The following is a 24,729-nucleotide window of genomic DNA, read 5'->3' as shown; positions in this document are numbered from 1 at the left end:
AATACGAATCACAGTTTTACCTACATAATCATACAAACATGAAAGCCAAGAAAGCAACAACAGTAGACCAACAGTTTACAGCCGAACAACAGCAAAACAATGCAGTGCTTAGCGTATTTACCCAACTAACAGAAGCGGCACGGGCTGTGGTCTCCAACTTCGAGACTAGGAAATACAGAACCAGTGTGCTTGTCAATCACCTACCAAATCCGAATAACAATCTGGTGCAGGAGTACATCAGCTACTTCTTTAATATCACCCTGACCCGCAATCGCAACTCTTTGCTATTGATCTACATTGGGTTTGATAGCGAGGCTGTTTCTAGGTTTGGTACGATGATACACAATCAATTCATTCGTCAGGTGATGAAGCTCACCATGAAAGAACAGACCACTGTAGACATAGAATCCTGCATCAGAGTGGATGCCAATACTAAAGACATACGTGGGTTCTTCTATCGAAGACTTGCAGAGGGGGAAAACGACAACGTAGCCTTTATTATAGATGAACCAACGCCTTCAACTGAATAAATGCAACTGGTAGCTACATTAGTTTCGTTTAAGTTCATTAGCTTTGTAGTAATCACTAACAAAAGAGGAGGACTAAACCAGACAGTATACCCATTAACAAAGAATTACATATTTAATATATAAGCGTTAGCTATTTGATCTTGCATTGGAAGACCTAGGAAATCAGAACAATCGTGTCAAGACAGAAGTTAGTTGCCCGCCCATGCAATAAGCATTGGGCTGGTGCTACTCTGTTTCACGATGCCTTCCTAGGGGCTCCAATGGACAGTTTAGATGCCAGTCCCAATGCTTATTGTATTTAAAGGCTGATTTGGGACTGTCAGCAGTAACCAATTATTAACGTGTCAAACACAACTTACTTTTGCCTACTCTGGGCGATAATGACAGCAATCCTTTATGGTATCTGTGCTTTTATAGCATGGAATGTTGATATAGACGAGTGGTCAATGATCCTCAGAGCTATTTTCGGACTCGGTACCCTTGCTTTAATAGTCTTAAACATCTACTGGTGCGACAAAGCCAAATCTTAAATCCAATAAACAAATCAGATGAACAAACAACTATTATCAATGCTCTCAGCAGCTTGCCTGTTGATCGTAGCCTCATGCTCCAAAAGCAAAACTGAACCGGAACAAAAAACAGCCTGTAAGATTAAACTGGTGGAACACATCTACAAAGATGGCAATGCGAATGTTACAGATAAGTACTATTACAGTTATGACGGTGATGGAAGAATAACAAGGGTCGATTATGGTACAGCACAGTCAAGCGAGTACGAAACCTTTACCTACGGGAGTAATAAAGTAACGTGGAAAGGTGTAGGAGGAGATACAGAGGTTTTCAACTTAGATGCTAACGGCAAAATCACAAGTGCCAATCAAGGAAGTGACGTACTGAACTTTAAGTATAACACTGATGGTCAACTGATCGAAGCAGGAATCGGCACCGATAAGCAGACCTTAACCTATTTAAACGGTAATCTGTCTACCTCTGCCTACAACAATCAAGCTTGGGTTAACATTACCTACAACATTATGGAAGCCAGTAACAATGTTGTTTACGGTTGGCTATTTGGTGAGGTACTGGATTTTGACGAGATCGGGTATCGTGTCACTCCTTACATCGGCAAGCTATCCAAGAACCTACCAAGTAAGATCATTTACGAACCGGGAGCTAATCAGACAGTAGTTGACTTTACCTACACCAACGATGCTACAGGTAAGCTATCTTCGGCTAAAATGGTAAGTACTGGTGGTCACACATCAGAATACAGGTTTACTTACGAGTGCAAGTAACAGCCAAAACAGAATATCATTACAGAGCTGCACAACGTGTGGCTCTTTTCTATTTACCTTATTATAATAAGTTTGATAAGTCATAGATGATCTCATCTATGACCGACCATACCTTACTTTGTTTTAACAGGTGTTTGTTCTGTCTTTTCTCTCCGAACTGGCGAAGGAGGTGCTGGAGCTGGCTTAGGGGCAGCTGGTTTCGAATCTTTGCTCATATACTATCGTGATTTTATGGGTGTTTTTAAAGGAGGTTTAGGTGTATTGGGTAGGTTTCTCTGTTCTCTTACTGGACTTGGAGGCCTTTCGGGTGCTTTAGGTAACTTAGGTGTTTCTTGTTTTGCCATTCTATAATGATTTAATATAACATACTAGGATTAAAAGTACTAAGCCCAAGCTGATTGATATACAAAGACCTAACCTCGCATAGAACATCGCATCACCTCGCCGGTCATTGACTGGGGTATTATTGTTATTGCAATCTAAATACCATTTAACAACATAGTCTTTCAAATGATCGGTTAATGTCTCGTCATAGGTGTCGGCATTGTGTTCCCTGTTGTGTTCCTCTAAGTACTTAAAATCAACATTGTAGACGGTATTACTCTCAGGGAAGGCGCAATAACTTCGTTTATAGCCAAAGTAGACCTTAAACAGTAAAAAGATAGTGGTAGCGCAACTTAAAAAGAGTAAAATGAATAATAGCCATTTGATGGTATTGATATGGCACGAAGCACTTCTTAATGAGGAATCACTTGCCACAACATAAAGCCCCGCAAGTAACGCAGTAAGTATAGTGATTGGGATGTTAAGCGCTGCATCTAGATCATTTTTCCTTACCAACTCGTAATCATACTTGTCCTTCAATAAGCCTATTAGATAATCTTTACTGTTCTCCATAATTCCTTTTGCAACAATAAACATACAGTGGATACTTGATGATTCGAAATATAATTATCCACATTCATTCCTATTCTCAGGCTTCGCTCAAAGGGGGTGGCTCAACTGAGGCGAAGCCTAAGTCCAGTCATTCGTTTATAAGGTAAACATCATGTAGTACCATTTACAGCGGCTTATGCGAACCATTCGTACTTAGGGAAGGGTTGTGCAAACATAAACGCTAGTCGCCGGAAAATCGGTATTCGCTGCTACTAAGCTGGCCATAAAATAACGCCAGATGCCCAACACTCACAGCTAGGCTTATTCAGCCTGTCTTAGCCCATCCACAGATAATCTGTCATCATTTTTGGCTATCAGCAAGCGGCGCAGTTCATGAAAAGCTTTACTGTCTTTATTAAACGCTTCGCAATTAATAAATCCACCACTTTTCTCAGTGTGGCTCACCTGCGGGTCTCTCAGGCTTCGTTTTGTCACAATTGTTGAAAGAGCAACGCTCTAGGCCAACAAATCAACAATTCCGCCAAACCTTGTGTTTTCATGCTGAAAACATATCACCGTACCGCTACGTTGTAGCTTTACTCCAGTGACCTTCGTTCCATTCGCAGGCGGTGAGCAGATTATTAATCTAATATAAGTATGGTAGTATTTTAGATTAAACCTATATTTGATTACACTGTTTAGGTTAGCTCTCGTTTGCCAACCTTCATATAAAATAATTATGGCAAAGATAAAATCTATATCAATCGAAGGCTTTAGGTCGATTCGGGATGAAGTGACACTTCGGTTCCCCGACAATAAACCTATTGTTCTAATTGGAGAAAACAATTGTGGAAAGAGCAATGTAATTAGAGCACTAGATGTTTTGTTCGGTGAGTTTCATCCAAAGTATAAAGATATTGAGCATTTTGATCATCATGGTAGGGATTCTCAAACAGCTATTGTAATTAGTACTGAGGTAAGTGGCTATCAAGGTCAATTAGGTCGTAATCCACCACAGCGTTTAAATGCTTTTAAATTTAAGTCCGTCAAAGGTGCTGAAAGCGAGTATGTTGCGATTCTAGAAGACAACACTAATTCTACTTACATCAGTAATGACCTTAGGGGAGAGCTAACTTCGATTATTGTTAATGCAGAACATAACCTTGCTTACCAACTGAGTTATACTTCTAAGTACACTCTGCTTTCTAAAGTAATGAAGGTTTTACATAAAAGCTTAGTAAGCGATGAGAAGAGAGTAGAGCGACTAAAAGCTCTGTATCTAGAGATACAAAACACATTCGATGAAGTACCCGAGTTTAAAGGATTTAAAGGCAGTATGTCATCAATTTCGGGGCAGATTCTGGCTAATATGTCTTACATGCTGCAAATAGATTTCTCAGCCTATGATCCAAGTAACTACTTTAAATCACTAAGGGTGAACCCTGTTGAGGGCATTGAAGCTAGAAGTTTCGAAGAGTTAGGTACTGGGCAACAACAGCTTTTGGCACTGGCATTCGCACACGCGTATTGCAAGTCTTTTATTAATGGAGATATAATTCTTATCCTTGATGAACCAGAATCACACCTACATCCTTTAGCCCAGAAATGGTTATCGAGAATGATAACAAAAATGGCTTCTGATGGATTACAAATAGTGATTACAACTCACAGTGCAAACTTCATCGATCTCCTTAATATAGAGGGGCTGTACCTGTTAAGGAAAGATGGACAAGCAACAACGGTAACAAATCATTCTGCAGCATCCCTTTACAAACATTGTATAGCTACTGGTGCAAATTCAGAAAGAACTAAAGAAGAAACGGTGGTTCCATTTTATGCAAATCATTCTACAACACATATCCTCAATGGCTTCTTTGCAAAGAAGATCGTGTTGGTTGAGGGGTTAACTGAGGAATTAGCACTCCCAATTTATCTTGAAAGAGTTGGTTTAGATGTTAACAGGGAGGGGATAGAAATTCTCGGTGTACAAGGAAAAGGCAATCTGGCGAAATGGTGGCGTTTGTTTACGTTATATGGTATACCCACTTTTGTTTGTTTTGATAATGATGACAAGCATGATAAACAAGGTAATCAAAGAACAGATTCTCTAAAGGCTATTGGAATTGCTGATGAGGAACTCGCAAACATAATTGGCACAAAGGACTGGGCGATTAGTGATGGCTATTGTGTTTTTGGTGTAGACTTCGAGACAACTATGAAAGCTTCATTCAAAGATTATGATGAAGTTGAGCAGCTCCAAAAAGCTACTTTGGGTACTACCTCAAAGCATATCATTGCCAGAGAGGTAGCAAAGGTTCTTAAGATGGAAAAAAGTGAAGGATGGAAAAGCTTTGATGAGCTTAGATCTAAACTAATTAGCCTAGGCGATTTAAAACAAGATGTGGCTGAAAAGGAGGAACACAATGTTATATCCTCCAAAGTATCCACTAATGATATGTTGGAAGAGTTGAGAGCCAAGTTTGGTAAATAATATATAACTGTTTGACATTAGGTATTGGTATGCCAAGTATAGGTTACATAATTTATTTTTAGGTTCGCCATTAGAGGGTTGGGTGCAAGTCGTAATAGATAAGCATCCTTTCTTATTTAGTATGTAAGTTTGATAGCAATTATGAAAGGAACACATATAAGGATAGTTGTTCACGAACCTAATGACTGGAAAAGTGGCAACCTCTTTGGTGCCATTGTTAATGACATAGGAGGTAGAAGGCTAGTGGTAGAGCTTATGAAAACTAAAGATAGCAGTTTGTTAAGCAACCTAATTGAACTTAAACCCAGAGAAGCGAAAGCATCTTTTAAGCCTCTAATGCAATACTATTCCGTTATGGTAGATGGTGTCTTTCTTGATGAAGATGGTAATGCTATGGATGGAGGAATTTACGGTAGTGTTACGATTGATTAGCTAGTTGTTTCTGTTCGTTTAAAAGGTCAGCATCCCGAGTGGCGAAGACTTACAATCTTGGGTATATACAGAAACATATCATAATACAGCTACAAATGTAGCTTTACTCCATTGACCTTCTTTCCTTGAGCAGGCGGTGAGCGGTATGGAAGCGTAACATTGGAGATATTGCTATATTTAGCATACATTTGCGTCAACTAAACTAAACCATATGGTGATTAAGCACTAATGCCGTATATATTAAAATCATTAAGTTTAACGTTAATATGGATCAAATACTCTCGTTGTCTACATTCCTTTACTGTTTCTTTCATTGGTTTCATTATAATCAAACTATACATCTTAAAGTTTTTAGAGGAGAGAGCCAATTAATACTATTCGGTTTAAATACTTATGTGCTCCTTAGTCGTTTAACCTCGATTGCCTATATAGGATTATTGTGGTATAGAACTAACTGGTATACTGCAATTGCAGTCCTTGTTATCGGAATTATTAGTAGCGCATTTGTTGGTCGCCTGATTGAAAAGAAACTAGGAAGTCTGTATGTGAGTTTATTAGGATTTCTTTTAATACCTGTATTAGCGTTGTTCATGTTCAAATACTTACCACTTACAACAAGCTAACGCAAATACTAGATCTATTAACGTCATTAAATGAAAGATTATACAATTAAATTAAACTACGATTTGATAGGCTTACCAATTGAACCGGATTGATAGTTCCCAAACAATCATAACTACGAAGATTATAATGAATGTGTCAAAACCAGTTGAGAAGCTTTACCACTACACCAGTATTAATAGCCTTGCTCTTATATTACAATCCAAATCAATTCGGCTAGGGAGACTAGATAAAGTTAATGATCCAACAGAAGGCTTGTCTAGCGATTTTCACTCCATGGCGCAATACTTCTTCATTTCTAGTTGGACATCTAATAGTTTAGAGGACTTTGCATTGTGGAATATGTACACCCCTTTAATGAGGGGCGTTAGGATTGAATTAGAATTACCGCTTTTTCCGACTTTTTCGATACGTAAGGATATCAACAACTCATTAGTTGATGCTAATAATTTTATTAATTATAAAGAAGGATACTTCATTGCTAGTGCCGAAAACACCCCGGTAGAGATTATCTATACTAATGATGAAAGTTTATTAACCCCATCGATTAAACTCGAAGACGGGTTATTTCTAAAGGCTTTATCTCAATATAAGAGGTCAGTGTGGAAAATTGAACAAGAGTACAGATATCAATTGATAATAATGCCAATAGATCGAAATATAGAACCGCTTGAAGTTGGTAATAGCTATAGTAGGCTGTTATCTATTCAAACACCGCCACCATTAGATACCTACTTTTTAGAAATCAGAAAACAAGCTTTTCAAAACATGAAAATTTGCCTCAGCCCGAAACTTTTAGCAGGCGACAGAGCTATTATCGAGGCACTTGTTAATACATATAATCCATCGGCTATCATTCAAGAAAGCACAGTTTCAGGTTTTATCAGATAACAACATTAACATAAATTATTAGAACAGAATAGCATGGGATTAATGATACATAGTTTAGAAGGATTGCCAAAAGGGCATCACAGGGATTACTATATATACTTGCTTGATTACGGATGGAATGAGCCTCTTGGTAATACTTTAACAGCGAATTATAGTAGAATGGCAACATTAGCTTCGGAACAAGAAAATGCTGTTGTTATAATGCCATCAGTAGTGGGAACTCATTTTAGTGATGAGATTTTATCATGGCACAGTATCAATGGAGACGACGCAGATAAAGAAGATTTGCTACCTGCTATTTTGGTTACGAACAGACACCCATTGGAATTTAAAGAAAGGGGTAATTCCCAAGACGTTGAGGATAATTTAAAGTTGATGCTGTTTCCTCTTAAGAGACATTGCGATAATACCACAGAAGTTGTTTCGCTCATACAGAGAATATTTGCATTGATCAAAGCAGGTAAGGATTTGAAAGAGTTTGATGTAATTAAACAAAAAAAGAAAGGTGTTGGAGGTGCTATAGTAGATGCCCTTATTCTTGAGCCGAATGTAGCAGGAATAGGTTTTAATTTTAATAAGTTGATCGACTACTTTAGGAAAGCCTAAATTATCACCTATTCATTCCATCCTTTTATTAGGTCTAGATAGATTCTTTGTCTATGTAGGTGGGGTTACTATATAAAAAAAACTCACTGTATTTCAATTGATTAGTAAGTAGTTCGTGTTCTTTTAAAAGGTAGAGCACCCGACTGGAAAGGGTAGCTATCTACCTTTTATAACATAAGGGTTGGACTTATCACATCGAAGTGTTTCAACGTTATTGACAAATTTCTCCCATCAAAGAATGGATGTATCAGCATTTTCGTGCCGCACATTTTGCCATATAAATACGTAGTTACCAACAACAGTAATGAAGCGCATGTAGGCTAACGCCATCCACTAAAGGTATAAAACCTACAGTTTATAAATAGGGTGTAGTAACCCGGTTTATAGAAAAAGTGTAGGTTGTAAATCAGTTCTGTTTCTGTACTTACCAGATTTTAATATCTTTACACTCATCTTAATTAACGTAGTTATGGACAAATGCTTTGTGATACAACCCTTTGATAATGATAAGTTTGACAAAAGGTACGACGACATATTCTCACCCGCTATTACTAAGGCAGGCTTAAAACCTTATCGGATTGATCAGGACTTAAGTGTAAAGATCCCAATCGAGGACATCGAAAAGGGTATTGCCGATTCTATCATCTGTTTTGCCGAGATTACAACAGACAACCCTAATGTTTGGTATGAGTTAGGCTATGCTATCGCTAGTGGAAAAGATGTGATACTTGTCTGTAGTAATGAAAGACAGGGGCCGTTCCCGTTTGATATAAGACATAGACAAATAATAAGGTATAATACCGGGTCGACTAGTGACTTTAACACGTTAGGTGAAGCGATAACAAATAAAATTATTGCCTTCCAACAAACGGAAGGTAAGGTCAAAACTCTGAATCAAATGCCTGTTGTAGCCACCGAGGGATTGACAAGTCATGAAGTTGCTTTACTTATATTAATAATGCAAAGTGTACTTACTCCTGATGACTCAATTGCACTTTACACCCTACAAAGTGAAATGGGGAAAGCAGGATATACCGATATTGCTACTAGCATAGCGTTTAGGACGCTATCAAAGAAAGATATGATCGAGACTTTTAAGGATAGTGACTACAACAACAACGAGTATTTCTGCTGCAGGTTAACTGCGACAGGAGAAAGCTGGATGCTGTCTAATCAGAATTTGTTTGAGTTTAGGAAAGAGAAACAATCAAATGCAATAGTGTTTCAGGCTCCTGGTGAGGAAGACGATCTACCGTTTTAGCAGTTAGATAAAATGACGTTGATGTAGGATAGCAAAGAAATGGAGTGGGTAGTATATTAATTAACACCACAAAGGTAAGCCTGTCCTAGCGACACGTACAAAGAAGTTCCGGCATAAACGCTCGATAGCCCTCGCACAATCCATTTATATGCGTTGCTTCTTTGCTTAGTTGGTTAGAAAGCTTGGTCTGGTTACCATAATTAATAAAACTATGGTACATAACACATTATTCAAAGTGGCAGAGGTGGAACTCACCTATAAGCCTAAGTACAAACCATCTGAACGACCTCAGATCAGCACCTCTAAGCAAGCCCATGAGGTCTTTATTGCTCATTGGTCGCTCGGCAAGATCGAACTTATTGAAGAGTTTAAAATACTACTTCTTAACAGGAGGAACAGGGTGTTGGGGATAGTAGATATATCTATGGGTGGAGTTACAGAGACACTTGCAGACCCAAAGGTCATATTTGCAATTGCTTTAAAGAGTGGTGCAAGTGGCATCATATTGTGCCATAATCATCCGAGTGAAGAACTGCAACCAGGTAAAGCAGATGTAGACCTAACAAGGAAGTTACAACAAGGAGCACGACTCTTGGACATATTGATATTAGATCATCTTATAGTAAGTAAGGACGCATTTTATAGTTTCGCTGATGAAGGTATGATGTAAACCTCCTATCTTTGATTAACTAACAGATTTTACAAACTTGCGCGCCAGATGCGCGCCAAATACAAGAAATATCACCTCAGGCCGAAAATAAAAAGCCTCTAGCTTTACGCTAAAGGCTTCAAGTGTACCCTGGAAGGGATTCGAACCCCTGACCCACGGTTTAGAAAACCGTTGCTCTATCCAGCTGAGCTACCAAGGCATCTCCCGTTAGGAGCGGCAAAGATAGCCGTTAAGAAGTAAACACGCAAATTTAAATTGCTATTTTCTTTTGTGGAAACTGGGTCGTATGGCTACTGATCAGATTTAAAATGTAATCATCAGAGGGATAAGGCTGTAACACAGACTTCAGCATTTCCGGGCCCGCAATATCAGTATGGTAAGAAATATAGCCCATCCCGTAAAATTTACCCTGCTCTACCAAAAGACAACTTTGCTCTTCTTCAGTCCTCCCCTTATCTATCACAGCAAAGGTAGGAAGGATTGAACTTAAATATTCAATGGCATATTTTACCCTTACGTTATAGGAGGCGGCAGACTCTTTGCCAAGACAGGCTCCACTACATTTTCCTTCGTTATGGCCGGTACATGCATCTCTGTTTTTTTGAATGAAGCACAGTTTTTCACAGAGCTTGTGTTCCTTGATCAACCTCCTCAATAAATTATGCCCCTCGAGCAAGGAATTAAAGCTATATAGTACAGGCACACGTTTTTTGTAGGTATCAATCCCAAGTCTCATATAACCCTTTTGGTCTTCAAAAACATACAATCCATATTTCTGTTCATAACGCTTCAAAGCACGGTTATTTTCGGGCCATAACCGCTTGATCTCGGCCGCTTCAAGGATAAAAGCCATAAGCTCCGTCCCGCAAATCTCAAAATCAATGCTGTGGATATTTTTAAGAAATTCCTGACGCTGTTTTCCCGAATTATTACCGGTAAAATGGGAACAAACCCTTTTCAGAATATTTTTAGCCTTACCAACGTAAACAACAATTCCCTTTTGGTCTCTAAAATAGTAAACACCGGGTACCTGAGGAAGCTTATCTATCTGGGTCCTGGAAAGATGAGGTGGCAAAACCTGCTCTTTTGAAGCACGGCTTAAAGTCTGGACTATAATCCCCTCCAGATCAGTCTTTAACAATAGTGTTAAAAGTTCGGCTGTCGCCCTGGCGTCCCCACCGGCTCTATGTCGGTCATGAATGGCTATATTTAACGCATTACACAGTTTACCCAAACTATAAGAACTATAGCCAGGAAACAACTTCCTGCTCAGCCTAACCGTGCATAGTTTTTTACAGCGAAGGTCATAACCGGATAAGCTTAAATGGTGTTTTATAAATGAAAAATCGAAATTCACATTATGTGCAACAAATATTTTATCGTGCAACATTGCATAAATTTCGGCAGCTACAGCTCCAAATAAAGGAGCAGTTACCACCATTTCATTACTGATACCAGTAAGTGTCTCTATATAAGCCGGGATTTCCTGACCGGGATTAATCAGTGTTTCATAAGCTTCTACAACCTCCCGCCCATCATGTACCAGGATAGAAATTTCCGTAATGCCATTCCCGGAAGCAAAACCACCAGTGGTTTCAATATCTACTACTGCATACAACATTAACAATTGACTTTACATGGTTAAACAGTTCAAATATGCTAATAATTTTAGTAACAAAATTAAAATAATTGATTTGTTAACTATTTTTGAGTAGATTTTTTATATGTGGCATGCAAATGGTAAATAGATAGATAACAAAAGAAATGATAAATGTCTAAAAAAATATTAGCGGTAGATGATGATCGTGAGATAGTTGAAGTAATCAAGATCATACTTGAGGATGAAGGATACGAAGTTTCTACGTTAACAAATGGAAAAAATGTATTAAATGTAATTACTTCTTTAAGACCTGATCTCATTCTTTTAGATGTTATGCTGGGAGGAATGGATGGCAGAGAAATTTGCAGGACCATAAAATCTCATGCAATTTTTAAGTACATTCCTATCGTTATGATATCTGCAAGCCATAATTTACAAAATCTGTTAAAGATGCCAGGCTCACCAAACGATTTTCTTTCGAAACCTTTTGACATCGATAACCTGGTAAAAAAAGTTAAAGCCCAACTGGCAGTTTAATCCTAAAGTGTACTAATTAATATAATAATGCAATTAAATTGTATAGGATAGTAATCGGCATCCTCAGGAAGTTTCAATCTTAATCGGATTACTCAATATCTTATGTATCGGACACTTATCTGCTATTACCAATAGTCTTTTCCGTTCATCTTCGGTTAAATCGCCTGTAAAGATTATTTTTCTACTTATCGTGGTTTCCTTATTCATTTCTTCTTCTTTACATATAGCAAGCTCAATTTTGATATGATCAAGCTTTAAGTTCTTCCTATCCGCATACATCCTGATCGTAATTGCAGTGCAGCTCCCTAAACTTGCCAGTAATAAAGCTGCCGGGGCCATTCCTTCATCTGTTCCCCCTAGATCCTCAGGTTCATCTGAATAGATGAAGTGTCCGCCCGAGTAAACCTTAGTTTTGTAATGGGATCTGTCTAATTCCGTAATTGCTGTAATTTGATTACCTGTCATCTGCTTTTATTTAAAAATATAATTGAGATTAATATAAGGAAAAAGGATTACCAATTGTTTTTTCAATAGCTTCCTTTGCAATAAATACACAAAAAATCGGATGATTATAAAACCATTACCAGTAAAGGATGTTTTTATAGCACATCAAAACTTATGAAAATGGAAAACAATTCAGTAAACGCAGAAATTTTAAACGACCTTATTCAAATCAGCAACGACAGGGTTGAAGGCTATCAGAAAGCAATAGAAGAGTTGCACGTAGAGGACACAGATCTTAAATCCCTATTTGTTGAAATGGTAAGGCAGAGTCACAGGCACAAAGCAGCATTGGTAAAAGAGGTTCAGGTATTGGGAAAAGAACCTGAAAGTGGAACTACTACTTCAGGAAAAATTTACCGCACCTGGATGGACATTAAGGCAATTTTCACCGGACATGACCGGGAAACGGTATTAAACAATTGTGAATTCGGCGAAGATGCCGCCCAAAAAGCCTATAAAATGGCACTTGAAGAAGATGGGCTATCTGCCAATCTCAGGTCATTAATTTCAGATCAGAAAACGGAACTGAAAACATCACATGATCAGATAAAATCTCTTAGAGACAAGGTCTCTTAAATAAAATTAATGAAAAAAGGCCAGATAACCTTTTTTCATTAATTTTTAGAAACATTAATTATGCCCTCAAGTGTAATCCATCATTTTAGTTATGATCCGGATGCAAAAGCTTTAAAAATAACTTTTGTATCGGGCATAAGATATAAATACAAAAATGTGCCAGAGGAAGTTTTCAATATGCTTAAGGCTGCTGGTTCAAAGGGAAGATATTTTAATTATTTTATCAAGGGAAAGTTTAAGTACAATAAAATAAAACATTCCTGATTCATTTTCATTCAGCTTCTCTTTTTACGTACGTTTTATTTCCGTTCTTATTGATATAATATTTTCCTCCACGCGGACCGGTTAAAATTTGCTCACCATTAGGTCCTTTTAAACTTCTGTCTACAGTTGGCTTATAATCCTTAGCATTGGTAACCGCAGTTGTAGTTGTTTTTTTAACCGTAGCAGCTTCTTTTTTTGCTGCTGCTACAGGAGCTTCAGCCTTCTCTTTATTAGCCGTATAACGTTTATCAGGAGTACCATCTTTTTTCATACCAGGTACCTTTGCAGCTTCTTTGGCTACAGCTTTCTTGGTTGTCGTTTTTACTTCTTTCGCCGCTGCAGCACTATTTGTATACCTTTTATCAGGTGTACCATCTTTTTTTAGCTTTACAGCTGTTGCTTTCTGTTTATCTTCGGCTTTTTTTGCATCTGCCTTAACTTTGGCAGCTTCTTTTTTTGCATCTGCCTTAGCCTTGGCAGTTTCTTTTTTAGCGCTGGTAACTGCAGCAGTTTGTGCCATACTTAAGCTTACACAGAAGCTTAAAACAGCAATTAGTGAAAGTAATTTTTTCATAGTGTTCTTTTTAAAATTGTCTGATTCAATTATTAAACCGTTACCATATCAGGTAATATTATACAATTTAGCATATTGTAACGAGTTTATAAAAAAAAAACATTCAATTACTTAACAACTGATAATTAACAGCTTACATCCTAAACCGCAACGAAACAGATCTTCCCAGAGCCTGGGCCAGTTCAGGTTCTACCATAAAAGCCCCTGCATTCTGCACCCATACATTCTTTTCATCTTTGACTAAAATAATATCATGCCCATTAAAGCCTATATGCAACTCAGTTGTAGCTTTAGTTATTGCAGAACTATTTAATATTTCATATACATAGTCTGTATCTTTATACGTAATGCGCATCGGCAACCCCATAATTTTCTTTTCCTCGGTGTAAAGATAAATTAAAAAACAGATATTGTCAGGGAAACAGTCTGGGTTGGTACACTTCAGCTGTCCTTCCCCCTAAATGCCCGAAATTAGAAAGGGAAAGTCCCAGTAGCCTTACACTTCTTGATGTGAAATCGATGCCTGCCAGTAAAGATCTGGCAATATCCAGGATGACATTAAGTTCACTTATCCCCTCAGCAGATGATTTACTTCTCGTTATTTGTTTAAAATCACTAAACTTAACCTTCAGGGTTACCGTTCTTCCTGCCAGGCCATATTGTTTCATCCGCTTAAATACCACGTTTGCAATCTTTTCTATTTCAGGGTTCATTTCTTCAAACTTTGTCAGATCATAGGAAAAGGTATCTTCAGCGCTGATAGATTTTGTTTCCTGGTTCGGCTCCACAGGTCTGTTATCTATACCCCTAACTATATTATAAAAAAACCTGCCACTCTTTCCAAATAAATTGATCAGTTCAGTTTCAGTTAATTTTTTCAGGTCTGCACCTTTATGTAAGCCACGTAACTTCATTTTTCCTGCTGTAACCTTGCCAACACCATGAAATTTTTCAACCGGCAATTGCGCTATAAACCTTTCAATTCCTGATGGCCCTACAAAAGTTAATCCATCCGGCTTATTCATACCTGATGCTATTTTGGATACAAACTTGTTTATTGAAATACCTGCTGAAGCAGTTAATTTAAGCTCATCTTTTATGGCCTGCTTAATTTGCCTTGCAATATCAATTGCTGAACCTATACCAAGTTTATCATTCGTTACATCCAGATAAGCTTCGTCTAACGACAAAGGTTCTATCAAATCTGTATAACGCTGAAAGATTGTCCTGATCTGTTTAGATACCTCCTTGTAAACTGCAAAGCGGGGATATACAAAAATTAGATGAGGGCACAATTTCAATGCCTGTTTGGAAGGCATTGCAGAGTGTACACCAAATTTTCTGGCCTCATAACTTGCAGTTGCTACAACCCCACCCCTTCCTTCAGGAGAACCACCCACGGCAATGGCCTTCCCCATAAGGTCAGGATGATCCCTCTGCTCCACTGAAGCATAGAACGAATCCATATCAATATGAATGATTTTGCGCATAAAACAATATTAAACAAAAAAGGCCTGCAGCATAGCAGGCCTTTCCATAACAATTAAAGAATATTACTTGGCATTCTTTTTCTCAGTTACTTCAGCACGGATTTCTTGTGCAAGACCTTTTAAATCCTGCATTGCTTTACGTACCCTGGTACCAGCGGCACCATTACCTGAATTATAAAATTTGTCTGCATCAGCCTCTACGCCAGCGATTAATTGTTTAAGTTTTGAAAATTTTTCCATGTTTTTCTTTCGTTTAAGATTTTAAAATATATGATATAACGCTCTAAAGTTAATAATTATTGGATTTCTCCCAAATGAATATTTATGAACATCATTTTTTGTTTAAACATTCCTTGAAAAATAATCGTTCAGCATCACACTACAATTTAAACCCAGTGTTTTATGCGCTTTGTCTTTGAGCTGTCTGATTCGTTCTTTACTAAGTTTAAAAATCGCCTGCATATCCTCAATTGCAGTTTGCGGATATCCGTTCAGTCCATAAAATAAAATAATGATCTTTCGTTCCCTTTTTGATAAAATGTCCAATGCCCTGTTCAGATCCGTTGATAGGGATGCGGCCAATGTAAAATGATCGGTTTGATGTGTAGCTTCGTCTGCAATTACTTCCATTAATGTACTTCCGGATTCCTCCTTAATTACATTATCTAACGAATAAGTAAAGGCGGCATTAACCGTATAATCCATTACTTTGTCCACTGTAAATCCCGTATAAACTGCCAGTTCTTCAACTGTAGGCATTCTCTCCAGCTGCTGCTCCAGTTTTAATGCAGCCTGATTAAGCCTGCTTATCCCCAGCAGCTGATTGCCGGGTAACCGGATCAGGCGTCGCTGTTCAGCAATGGCCTGCAAAATTGCCTGACGAACCCACCATACGGCAAAAGTAATAAACTTAAAACCTCTGGTTGCATCAAAGCGATGTGCAGCTTTGATCAGTCCGATATTACCTTCGTTGATCAGATCAGCCAGCTTTAGTCCTTTATTCTGATATTTTTTTGCTACAGACACAACAAAACGGAGGTTCCCCTTTATAAGCCTGTGCAACGCCTCCTGATCTCCGTTACGGATCGCTGACACCAACCTGACCTCTTCTTTAGAATCTGTCAAACTAATCCTTCCAATCTCACTTAAATAGCTTTCTACCACATCCGAATCTCTTTTCGCAATTGAAGGTGATATTGTAAATCGTTTCATAATAATTTTCAACAAAACATAAATACCTTTTTTTAACAAAGTTCGCATGCAAAAATTACATATCTGTCATTCTGAACAATTTCAGCTCATTTCACGGTTTTAAAGTTTAAATACCATATATTATTGGCTTAAGGGTTTTTTTCCAGCCCTGATTTAGAATAAAATTTTATGCTGTTTTTTTAAAAGATCTTATACGATAAGGTTACAATACAAAAAAGAGGCAGCTAAAAATTAGCTGCCTCCCTGGCTTATATAGGCAAAGATTAAACCTTAATTATAATTTGGGTTCTGATCCATTTTAGGATTCGCCAGCAGTTCCTTTTGAGGAACGGGCCATATCATATCCCGGTTAGCTTTGGCCGATCTCACCTCTACATTCACAGGCTGATTGGTTGAAGGGTCAATAGCCCCTGTAACCTGCCCGTTCATCACCTGCTCAAATATACCCCATCTCCTGATGTCATAATAACGTACACCTTCAAATGCCAGTTCAACTCTACGTTCACGCCTTACCAGTTCGCGTAATTTATCCTTAGTATTGTAAACGTTAGTATTTACATTAGGCATAGTAGCCCTGCTCCTGATCTCGTTCAGGTATTTAACCACATCAGGGTTATTGTAGTCGTCCAGTTCAACCAGCGCCTCTACATAATTTAACAATACTTCTGCATAGCGCATGATCATAAAGTCGAGTGTTCTTGTACCCGTTTTATCTTTTGGATCCAGGTATTTATTTATCCAAAAACCTGTTGAAGTTGAATTCTGATCTCCGAGTTTATCCAGACCGGCTTCAAATGGCTTTAATGCAACCCCAGTATAAGTGCTTCCAGGTAAAATGATAGAAGCGATCATTCTCGGGTCTCTATTGTTCCGGTAATTAGGGTCTTTTGCATAAATAGCCATAGAATCAGGTCCCAACTCAGTTAAAGTTTTCCCCTGTCTGGTCTCATAAGCGTTCACCATTGATGCCGAAGGCGAAACGACAGTTTTTCCGCCTGTACCCTGAGGGGCAAAAGTATTCCATTGGTTACCTCCACTTGTTATTTCCCTAAAAAAAATGCGCTCATCATTAACTTCACCAACATACAGAAACAAATCTGCATAGCTGTTTTTCAATGTGGTACTTTTACGCAGACTATAGGCATTCATGTCTATTATCTTTTTGGCTGCATCTCTTGCCACATCATATTTTTTGTAATAAAGTGCCAGTTTAGAAACCAGTCCCCAGCAAGTAGCTGCCGACATTCTTTTTAAATCCACATTCACAGTATATTTGTCGGGCAGATTATTTGCACATTCAGTAAGTTCAGAAATGATGAAATCGTAAATCTCCTGTTCAGAATTACGTGGTAAATAGCTGTTATCCGGTGTTACAGATTGTTTCATAATTGTAATCCGGCCAAAAAACATAAAAAGCTCCATATGATAATAGGCCCGTAATGCCCTTGCTTCATAAATATATTGCTTTTTAAGTGTTTCAACTGGCATATATGCCCTGTCTATGTTTTCCAGAAAACGGTTAGCCCTCCTGATATCCCTGTAATCATCGTCCCAGATACCGGTCCCTACTCCCCAGTTTGGTCCCTGTAGCCCTTTTACATAGGATTCATAATCACCCCTTAAACTTTGCCTTGCAACAGCATTATCACTTAATGCATCAAGGAACATCAGCTGTCTGCCTGAAGAACCGTCTGGAATACCTACGTAGATAGAATTTAGTGCCGCAGCAACATTGGCTTCCGTATTCCACCAAATGTCATCATATACATCTGTAGGATTGTCATGGGTTAAAAATTTTTCGCATCCCCCCAATGTTATCAGCAAAACAGGGAACAATAAATAATATATCTTTTTCATACTCTTTAGAATTAAAATTTAACGCTGAAACCTATAGTATATAATTTAACCAGTCCATAAGTCCACTGGTACCCCCTGCTTTCCGGATCTGTAATCTTTACCGAAGTAAAAGTTATCGGGTTCTGAGCATTAAAATAGGCCCTGATAGAATTTACACCAAGTTTTTTTACAAAAGGGGTATTGAAGTTATAACCCAGCTGAACATATTTAACCCTTAAATAAGCACCGTTCTGAAACCAGAAATCAGAGGAAACTTTATTATTGACCGGTGCTACGTTTAAACGTGGAAAACGTGCATCTGTCCGCTCAGGGGTCCAGTAATGATCCGCATAATAGGTTGTTGGAATCCCCCCGTCAGCGCTGAAATCAAGTGGATAAGCAAACATTCCATACAATACTGCATCAGATTTCCCTGTACCTTGCAACAAGGCTTCAATATCAAAGTTCTTGTAAGCTACCCTGAAATTGGCAAAATAATTTAAACGTGGCACAGGGTTCCCGATCAGTCCCTGGTCGCCCAGGCCAATTACTTTATCTCCATCCACATCAAGATATTTGATATCGCCTGGTTTGGCATTTGGCAAAATGGGTATCAGCGGGTTACCACTACCATCAAAATCGCTAATCTGCAGCAAACCATCTGTTCTGTAACCAAAAATACCATTAATTGGGCCACCAACTCTGGAAATTGTAGTTGTGGTTACAATATCACCACCCTGAAGTTTTTGCACTTCATTTTTATTATAAGAAAGACCAGGTCTGAATGATATATTTACATATTGCCCTATTCTATCGTTATAGTTTAACGATAGCTCCCAGCCTTTGTTTTTTACTTCACCTGCATTAACCGGAACATCTGATTCAAAACCACCAATAAGTGGCAATGTAGGTAACAGAATAATATCTTTTGTTAACTTATCATAGTAGTCAAAGGTTAGTTCCAGTCTGTTGTTTTTGAGCAGGCCCAGGTCCAATCCAATGTCCAGCATATTTACAGACTCCCAGGTAATGTTTGGATTACCATATGTTGTCTCTACACCACTGGAGTTGTTAATAAGTGTCTGGTAACGGTATAAACCTATATTGTCATTACCGAGCTTACCATAAGATCCACGGATTTTAAGGTTATTGATCAAACGGCTATCCTTCAGGAAATTTTCATTATGAAGGTTCCAGCCCAAAGCTACAGAAGGGAACACACCAAATTTATTACCTGGCCCAAAACGGGAAGAACCATCTGTACGTACAGTACCTTCCAGCAGGTACCGGTCTTTATAGGAATAATTCAGTTTTGCATAGCCAGACATAATAGAAAACACATCCCAGGCACCACTGTTATTTTCTTCCTGTGAATAACCTGCCAATGCAAATATCCTGTGATCGTTTAGGTTAAGGGTATAGTCTGCGGTTAATCCGGCATAATAATAGGTAGTTCTTGCCATGGTAGTAGTTCTTTGCAGCGCCCATGTTCTAAGCAGGTTACCTGTAAAATAATCAAAATGGTTAAAATTCTCCCGGGTATCCCGCGTCACATCACTGTTCAAACGGAAACTAAACTGCCCTTTCAGGTTAAAATTTTTAAACATTTCCCATTTTGGCTGTAAATTGATACTGGTCTGTCCAAATTCAGCAGCTCTTTTACCTCCAACTTCTGTATAGGCCAAGGGATTTACGATATCCACATGTTGTCCGTAAAAAGTACGGCCATCCTTTACTGGAAACTTAGGGATTATTGTAGGCGGAACCCTGTACATATCCTCTAAAAGCCTGTTGCCTGTATTTCCACTTGCGCTTAACCTGTTTGGCTGCTGGGTGTCTCTTTTTATGGCAAGAAGATCCAGGTTCACCTGAAACTTATCACTCAAAGAGATCGTCGTATTTGCACGGATATTAAAGCGTTTCATGTTACTTAAAGGAATGATCCCTTTTTGATACGTATAATTTCCGGTTAATGCAAAACGGGCAACACTGCTTCCCCCGCTTAAAGAAATGGAGTTACTGGTAATGGGTGCGGCATCATCAATCAGCATATCCAGCCAGTTGGTATTGGCAAAAGCTTTACCATTATTGGCTACCGGGTCCATTCCGTTCCTGGTATTGTCTATCTGTTCCTGCGTAAATGGCAAAGCATTGGTAGGGTTATTGTTATAGCTGGCCTCATTATACATGCGCATATAAGTAGGTGCATCTACGGTGTTGGGCAATGCCGATGCATGCTGTACACCATAATAACCATCATAAACTACAGATACCTTTCCTGCAACCCCTCGTTTTGTAGTCACAACAATTACCCCATTTGCACCTCTTGAGCCATAGCTTGAAGCAGCGGCAGCATCTTTCAATACTGTAACACTCTCTACAGTAACCGGATCAATATGGTTCATGTCCATAGGGATACCATCCACCAGCACCAATGGATCTGAATTGCCTAATGTACTGATCCCACGGATCTTAATGGCTGCTGCGTCACCACCGGGCAAGCCCGATGCCTGGGTTACATTTAAACCTGTAACTCCTCCCTGTAAAGACTGGGACAAAGTGGTGATCGGTTTCCCTTCTATATTCGATTTTACATTTAATGAAGCAACAGAACTTGCTATATGCTTCTTCTGCTGTTCATTTAAACCAACCACAACAATCTCATTGAGGGCCGAAACATTCTCCTTCAATGATATATTAAGGCTTCGGTCTGTTTTTAAAACGGTATATTCATAGCTTAAAAAGCTGATCATAGAAAAAACAAGTATATCGTTTTTCTTTGCCTGAATGGTAAAATAGCCGTCACCATCTGTCGAAGTACCGGTAGTAGAGCCTTTAATCCGGATGCTTACCCCTGGTAGTGCGCTTGGTGGTTCATGTGTATCATATACACGCCCCCGAATGGTTAATAAACTATCCTGAACATTGCTCTCCCCCCTTTCTTTGGAAACGATAACAATCTGTCTCCCCGAAATGGTATACGACAAACCACTATCCTTAAGTGCTTTATCTAAAATTTCTTTAACAGTCTTGTTGTTTAGTTTCAGGTTCAGCTCTTCATACTTATTTAATTTAATGAAATCATCTTTATAAATGATGAGATAATCACTTTGCTTCTGAATTTGTTGAAACAGCTCAGGTAAGTTGCCTTTTATAAGATCTATATTCATCCGGAGCTGAGCGTATGTATTTGCATAAGTGGTCATCATTCCCATCCATAATAAAACCACCGTAACTTTCATAGTTCTTATTATTTTAGTTTTGAGCCTTAAATACGATGCATGAGGTTCACATACATGAAGTTTTTTCATATTTTTGTTAATGAGTTAAATAATAGCTTGAATTGGTTATTGTTTGAAGGAGATGTTGGCGCATCTCCTTTTTTGTTCCATAGTTAGCGTTTCTTCAGTTCCAACCTCCTTTCTACACCGTTGTATATATATGGTGTTCCCTCACATAAAATATTCAATACGTCATCAGCACTGCGCTGAAAATAAAGTGGTCCGGTAAATTTTTCATCAGACAGATCCAGCCCCTGTGTGCTGATCGCTATATTGTAATACCTGGCTACCCGCTGTACGATCACATCTAAAGGTTCACTGTTCACATTCACAAAACCATCTTTCCAGGATTGGAACTCCCCCGTCTTAACTTCCGATATTGAAAGTTTATTGGCTTTAAGGTCGTAATTGATCCGTTGGCCCGGAACCAGTTTACGTTCTACCTTATTTAGCCAGTTTCCAGTCGAAAAAGCAATACTTCCATGAACCAGCACTGCGTAATTATCGGTGCTGTCCGTATTGGAGCTTACATAAAATTCAGTTCCCAGCACCTTAATGTCCATTTTGTCTGCATGTACAAAAAACGGGTGTTCCTTATCGTGCGTAACATCAAAATAAGCTTCTCCTTCTAGATAAACTTCTCTCTTATCGCCAGAAAATGCAACCGGATAAATTAATCTGGATCCGGAGTTCAGCCATACTTTCGTACCGTCCGGGAGTTTAATTACCGAGCGTTGGGCATTGCCAACTACAAGTGTATTGAAATCATTTGCGGTAATGATATTTTCTTCCTCATTTACAGCTGACTCCAGACCAGGGGTATGCTGTTGTAAAGACCGCTTACCACTGCCTGCATTCTTTTTGCTCACATTCTGTGCTGCAAAATCCAGTAATCTATGGGTAGGTGTATTCTTTTCATACTGCCATACGCCTATGCCCAGCACAAATAGCAACGCCGCTGCTGCCTGCAGAAACTTTTTCCAATTGTATATTTTAGGTCTGGCAGCCGTCTGCTCCTCAATCCGCTCCCAAAGCTGGGCAGCCTCTAATGCAGGTATTTTTTCCCGGCCCGCAGCCTTCACAGTAGCTTTTATTTCATGGGCAAGCTCACGTTCACTGTCGGAAATGAATTTTTGCTGATCTTCCGGAACACGGTCTGACAAAAAATCCTCGGCTTTATAATTATTCTTCGAATCCATTTATACTTTCAATAGTATCTTACAGAGTGAAGAACTTATATTTTATAGACGCGTAAATTAAAAATAATGCAAATAATATTTAAAAGACTTTATGCCAGTATTTTATAAAGATGGTTCACAACCATGCGTTCCCGTAATTGTTTTACCCCCCTATATACAAGTGTACGGCAGGTCTCTAAGGAAACATTCATAACCACAGCAATTTCCTCATAGTCCAGCTCTGCATTAAACCTAAGGTACAAAGCTTCCTTTTGGCGGCTGGGCAGCAATTCCAGCTGTTTGTTTAGTTTTAACAAAAGTTCAGACTGCTGCTCATCACTTATGATCTGCTCTTCAATACTGGAAGAAAGTAAAAAAGGCACTTCAAAACTATGATTTGCTTCTGCTGCCTTCTTTTTCAATACCAAACAAATTTTACGCTTTAATGAGGTAAAGAGATATGATTTTACATTTACTTCGGGGGCAAGTGTCTTCCGGTATTTAAAAAGGTCTACAAACAAATCCTGAATACCATCTTTAACCAGCTCGGTATCCTCTGTGAACCTAAGACCGAAAGCATACAGAGCATCTGCAAACTGTTTATACAGCAAATTCAAAGCATTCGCATCACCATCAATGAATGAAGTCCATAAATTTCTATCTGAGTCTTTAAACATCATTCATTAGTTTATGTAAAACAATGTTACTGCTAAGTAAATCTGGTTAGTTTCATTGGTTTTAAACAGCATATCAATATTAAGAAAAATAATTTAAAACCTTTATTTTTTTATGTTGCAAACCTAGCTTAAATCGATAACCTTAACCCTAACTCCCTGTTAAGAATTCATTAAGTCTTACATAAAAATCCCCGGCTTTAATTAAAAGCCGGGGATTAAGTTTATGGATATTCAAAATTATCAGAGCTGTACAATCTTACCCGTTTTTACCGACTCATCACAGGCAAAAGCAATCTTTAAACTGTTTATGGCATCATCTGTAGGATTGGTCAGATCAATATCTTCAAGAATTGCTTTCAGAAAATACCGCTGCTCCCTGTTACAGAGCTCCTGATGGTCCGGCTCATCTTTCAGGTCAACCCAGCTATCAGGTTTTGCAAAACCTCCTTCGCTATCCAGACCTGCATAATGAACTTTGATAGATTCTGTTTTCGTATGTGCATCTACTTCATCCGATTTTCCCGCTGCTCCTGCTTCTTTAGCTACAATAGAAACTGAACCTTTCGGCCCGATCACATCTTTCACAAAAAAGGCGGTCTCGCTCATCATTGGCCCCCAACCCGCTTCATACCAGCCTACAGAACCATCCTCAAAACGAATCTGCAGCTGTCCGTAGTTATAATTCCATTCCGGAATATCATTCGTCAGCCTTGCGCCTACAGCGCTAACCTGAACCGGCTTTGAGCGCGTCATCTGGCACATCACATCAATATAATGTACACCACAATCTACTATCGGGCTCAGGCTCTTCATCAGGTTACGGTGCACCATCCATTTGGCACCCTGACTTTGCTGGTTCAGGTTCATCCGCATCACCAGGGGCTTGCCCATACCTGATGAAAGTTCTATAAAACGCTCCCATGACGGGTGATACCGTAAAATATAACCTACAAGTAATTTTCTGCCATATTTTTTAGCCGCATCTGCCACACGTTGAGAACCTTCAACAGAGTCTGCCAATGGTTTTTCTATAAATACATGAGCCCCACTTTCCATCGCCTTGATGGCAAAAGCTTCATGCGTATCCGGATAAGTAGAAATACAAACAGCATCTGGTTTGGTATGTGCCAAAGCCTCATAATAATCACTGAACAGCGGATAACCACCTCCAAGTTTTTCATTCAGTACCACCTTGCTGTTCCCAGTTGATACAATACCACATATTTCAAATCCTTCGAGTGAATGATATGCAGTGGCATGGGACGCACCCATATTTCCACATCCTACTACCAGCACCCTAAGGCTTTTTGTTTCTAACGACATTTCT

At 38.7% G+C, this 24,729-nt stretch carries 23 protein-coding genes and 1 tRNA gene; 11 read left to right on the top strand and 13 right to left on the bottom strand.

Annotation, left to right across the window (positions count from 1 at the left end):
- The first annotated feature begins 38 nt into the window (after window positions 1-38).
- From HDC92_RS07860 to HDC92_RS07825, 8 genes are all read left to right on the top strand, one after another.
- Window positions 39-530 (top strand): hypothetical protein, encoded by a 492-nt coding sequence (locus HDC92_RS07860; protein WP_183873566.1) that lies wholly within the window; start codon window positions 39-41, stop codon window positions 528-530.
- Between the two features lie 548 nt (window positions 531-1,078).
- Complete coding sequence (locus tag HDC92_RS07855) at window positions 1,079-1,825, top strand: DUF4595 domain-containing protein (RefSeq protein ID WP_183873565.1); 747 nt, start codon at window positions 1,079-1,081, stop codon at window positions 1,823-1,825.
- 1,615 nt (window positions 1,826-3,440) lie between these two features.
- Window positions 3,441-5,192, top strand: coding sequence for an ATP-dependent nuclease (locus tag HDC92_RS07850; RefSeq protein ID WP_183873563.1), 1,752 nt, complete (start codon window positions 3,441-3,443; stop codon window positions 5,190-5,192).
- Window positions 5,193-5,333: 141 nt separating this feature from the next.
- Window positions 5,334-5,624, top strand: coding sequence for a hypothetical protein (locus tag HDC92_RS07845; RefSeq protein WP_183873561.1), 291 nt, complete (start codon window positions 5,334-5,336; stop codon window positions 5,622-5,624).
- A 750-nt stretch (window positions 5,625-6,374) separates the two neighbouring features.
- Entirely contained in the window at window positions 6,375-7,136 is a 762-nt protein-coding gene (locus HDC92_RS07840) for a DUF2971 domain-containing protein (protein ID WP_183873559.1), read from the top strand.
- Between the two features lie 33 nt (window positions 7,137-7,169).
- Entirely contained in the window at window positions 7,170-7,742 is a 573-nt protein-coding gene (locus HDC92_RS07835; RefSeq protein ID WP_183873557.1) for a hypothetical protein, read from the top strand.
- 469 nt (window positions 7,743-8,211) lie between these two features.
- Window positions 8,212-9,003 carry a hypothetical protein gene (locus tag HDC92_RS07830; RefSeq protein ID WP_183873555.1) on the top strand — a complete coding sequence of 264 codons (792 nt, stop codon included), beginning with the start codon at window positions 8,212-8,214 and terminating at the stop codon, window positions 9,001-9,003.
- 211 nt (window positions 9,004-9,214) lie between these two features.
- Window positions 9,215-9,673 carry a JAB domain-containing protein gene (locus HDC92_RS07825; RefSeq protein WP_183873553.1) on the top strand — a complete coding sequence of 153 codons (459 nt, stop codon included), beginning with the start codon at window positions 9,215-9,217 and terminating at the stop codon, window positions 9,671-9,673.
- Between the two features lie 125 nt (window positions 9,674-9,798).
- On the opposite strand, the gene HDC92_RS07820 is transcribed toward HDC92_RS07825, so the two are convergent.
- Together HDC92_RS07820 and HDC92_RS07815 are read right to left on the bottom strand one after the other, a co-directional pair.
- A tRNA-Arg gene (locus HDC92_RS07820) sits at window positions 9,799-9,872 on the bottom strand.
- Window positions 9,873-9,923: 51 nt separating this feature from the next.
- Entirely contained in the window at window positions 9,924-11,294 is a 1,371-nt protein-coding gene (locus HDC92_RS07815) for an exonuclease domain-containing protein (protein ID WP_183873551.1), read from the bottom strand.
- Between the two features lie 150 nt (window positions 11,295-11,444).
- On the opposite strand from HDC92_RS07815, the gene HDC92_RS07810 reads away from it, so the two are divergent.
- On the top strand, window positions 11,445-11,810 hold the full coding sequence (locus tag HDC92_RS07810; RefSeq protein WP_015808469.1) for a PleD family two-component system response regulator: 366 nt from the start codon (window positions 11,445-11,447) through the stop codon (window positions 11,808-11,810).
- A 63-nt stretch (window positions 11,811-11,873) separates the two neighbouring features.
- Here HDC92_RS07810 and HDC92_RS07805 read toward each other — a convergent pair whose 3' ends face one another.
- Window positions 11,874-12,275 carry an OsmC family protein gene (locus HDC92_RS07805; RefSeq protein WP_015808470.1) on the bottom strand — a complete coding sequence of 134 codons (402 nt, stop codon included), beginning with the start codon at window positions 12,273-12,275 and terminating at the stop codon, window positions 11,874-11,876.
- Between the two features lie 159 nt (window positions 12,276-12,434).
- Here HDC92_RS07805 and HDC92_RS07800 point away from each other — a divergent pair, with 159 nt between their 5' ends.
- Window positions 12,435-12,890: a PA2169 family four-helix-bundle protein gene (locus HDC92_RS07800; protein ID WP_317618088.1), complete on the top strand. Its 456-nt coding sequence runs from the start codon at window positions 12,435-12,437 to the stop codon at window positions 12,888-12,890.
- Between the two features lie 60 nt (window positions 12,891-12,950).
- On the top strand, window positions 12,951-13,154 hold the full coding sequence (locus HDC92_RS07795) for a KTSC domain-containing protein (RefSeq protein WP_183873547.1): 204 nt from the start codon (window positions 12,951-12,953) through the stop codon (window positions 13,152-13,154).
- Between the two features lie 7 nt (window positions 13,155-13,161).
- Here the strand turns inward: HDC92_RS07795 and HDC92_RS07790 are convergent, their stop codons facing one another.
- From HDC92_RS07790 to HDC92_RS07745, 10 genes are all read right to left on the bottom strand, one after another.
- The gene (locus HDC92_RS07790; RefSeq protein ID WP_183873545.1) at window positions 13,162-13,728 is read right to left on the bottom strand and encodes a hypothetical protein; all 567 of its coding nucleotides are present in this window, start codon (window positions 13,726-13,728) and stop codon (window positions 13,162-13,164) included.
- A gap of 133 nt (window positions 13,729-13,861) precedes the next feature.
- Window positions 13,862-14,083 carry a hypothetical protein gene (locus HDC92_RS07785; protein WP_238326474.1) on the bottom strand — a complete coding sequence of 74 codons (222 nt, stop codon included), beginning with the start codon at window positions 14,081-14,083 and terminating at the stop codon, window positions 13,862-13,864.
- A 58-nt stretch (window positions 14,084-14,141) separates the two neighbouring features.
- Window positions 14,142-15,218 carry a DNA polymerase IV gene (gene dinB, locus HDC92_RS07780; protein ID WP_183873543.1) on the bottom strand — a complete coding sequence of 359 codons (1,077 nt, stop codon included), beginning with the start codon at window positions 15,216-15,218 and terminating at the stop codon, window positions 14,142-14,144.
- 63 nt (window positions 15,219-15,281) lie between these two features.
- Window positions 15,282-15,458, bottom strand: a complete 177-nt coding sequence (locus HDC92_RS07775) for a hypothetical protein (RefSeq protein ID WP_015808476.1) — start codon at window positions 15,456-15,458, stop codon at window positions 15,282-15,284.
- A gap of 102 nt (window positions 15,459-15,560) precedes the next feature.
- Complete coding sequence (locus HDC92_RS07770; RefSeq protein WP_183873541.1) at window positions 15,561-16,430, bottom strand: RNA polymerase sigma factor RpoD/SigA; 870 nt, start codon at window positions 16,428-16,430, stop codon at window positions 15,561-15,563.
- Window positions 16,431-16,700: 270 nt separating this feature from the next.
- On the bottom strand, window positions 16,701-18,287 hold the full coding sequence (locus HDC92_RS07765) for a RagB/SusD family nutrient uptake outer membrane protein (RefSeq protein WP_183873539.1): 1,587 nt from the start codon (window positions 18,285-18,287) through the stop codon (window positions 16,701-16,703).
- Window positions 18,288-18,298: 11 nt separating this feature from the next.
- Window positions 18,299-21,508: a TonB-dependent receptor gene (locus HDC92_RS07760; RefSeq protein ID WP_255484482.1), complete on the bottom strand. Its 3,210-nt coding sequence runs from the start codon at window positions 21,506-21,508 to the stop codon at window positions 18,299-18,301.
- 152 nt (window positions 21,509-21,660) lie between these two features.
- Window positions 21,661-22,746 carry a FecR family protein gene (locus HDC92_RS07755; RefSeq protein WP_183873535.1) on the bottom strand — a complete coding sequence of 362 codons (1,086 nt, stop codon included), beginning with the start codon at window positions 22,744-22,746 and terminating at the stop codon, window positions 21,661-21,663.
- Between the two features lie 89 nt (window positions 22,747-22,835).
- Window positions 22,836-23,405 carry an RNA polymerase sigma factor gene (locus HDC92_RS07750; RefSeq protein ID WP_015808481.1) on the bottom strand — a complete coding sequence of 190 codons (570 nt, stop codon included), beginning with the start codon at window positions 23,403-23,405 and terminating at the stop codon, window positions 22,836-22,838.
- 237 nt (window positions 23,406-23,642) lie between these two features.
- Entirely contained in the window at window positions 23,643-24,725 is a 1,083-nt protein-coding gene (locus HDC92_RS07745) for a Gfo/Idh/MocA family protein (RefSeq protein ID WP_183873533.1), read from the bottom strand.
- Between the last annotated feature and the right edge of the window lie 4 nt (window positions 24,726-24,729).

It is taken from the genome of Pedobacter sp. AK017, assembly GCF_014200825.1.
GTDB lineage: Bacteria > Bacteroidota > Bacteroidia > Sphingobacteriales > Sphingobacteriaceae > Pedobacter > Pedobacter heparinus.
Note: the sequence above shows the minus strand (reverse complement) of the source record. Positions and strands in the feature narration are given on the sequence as shown.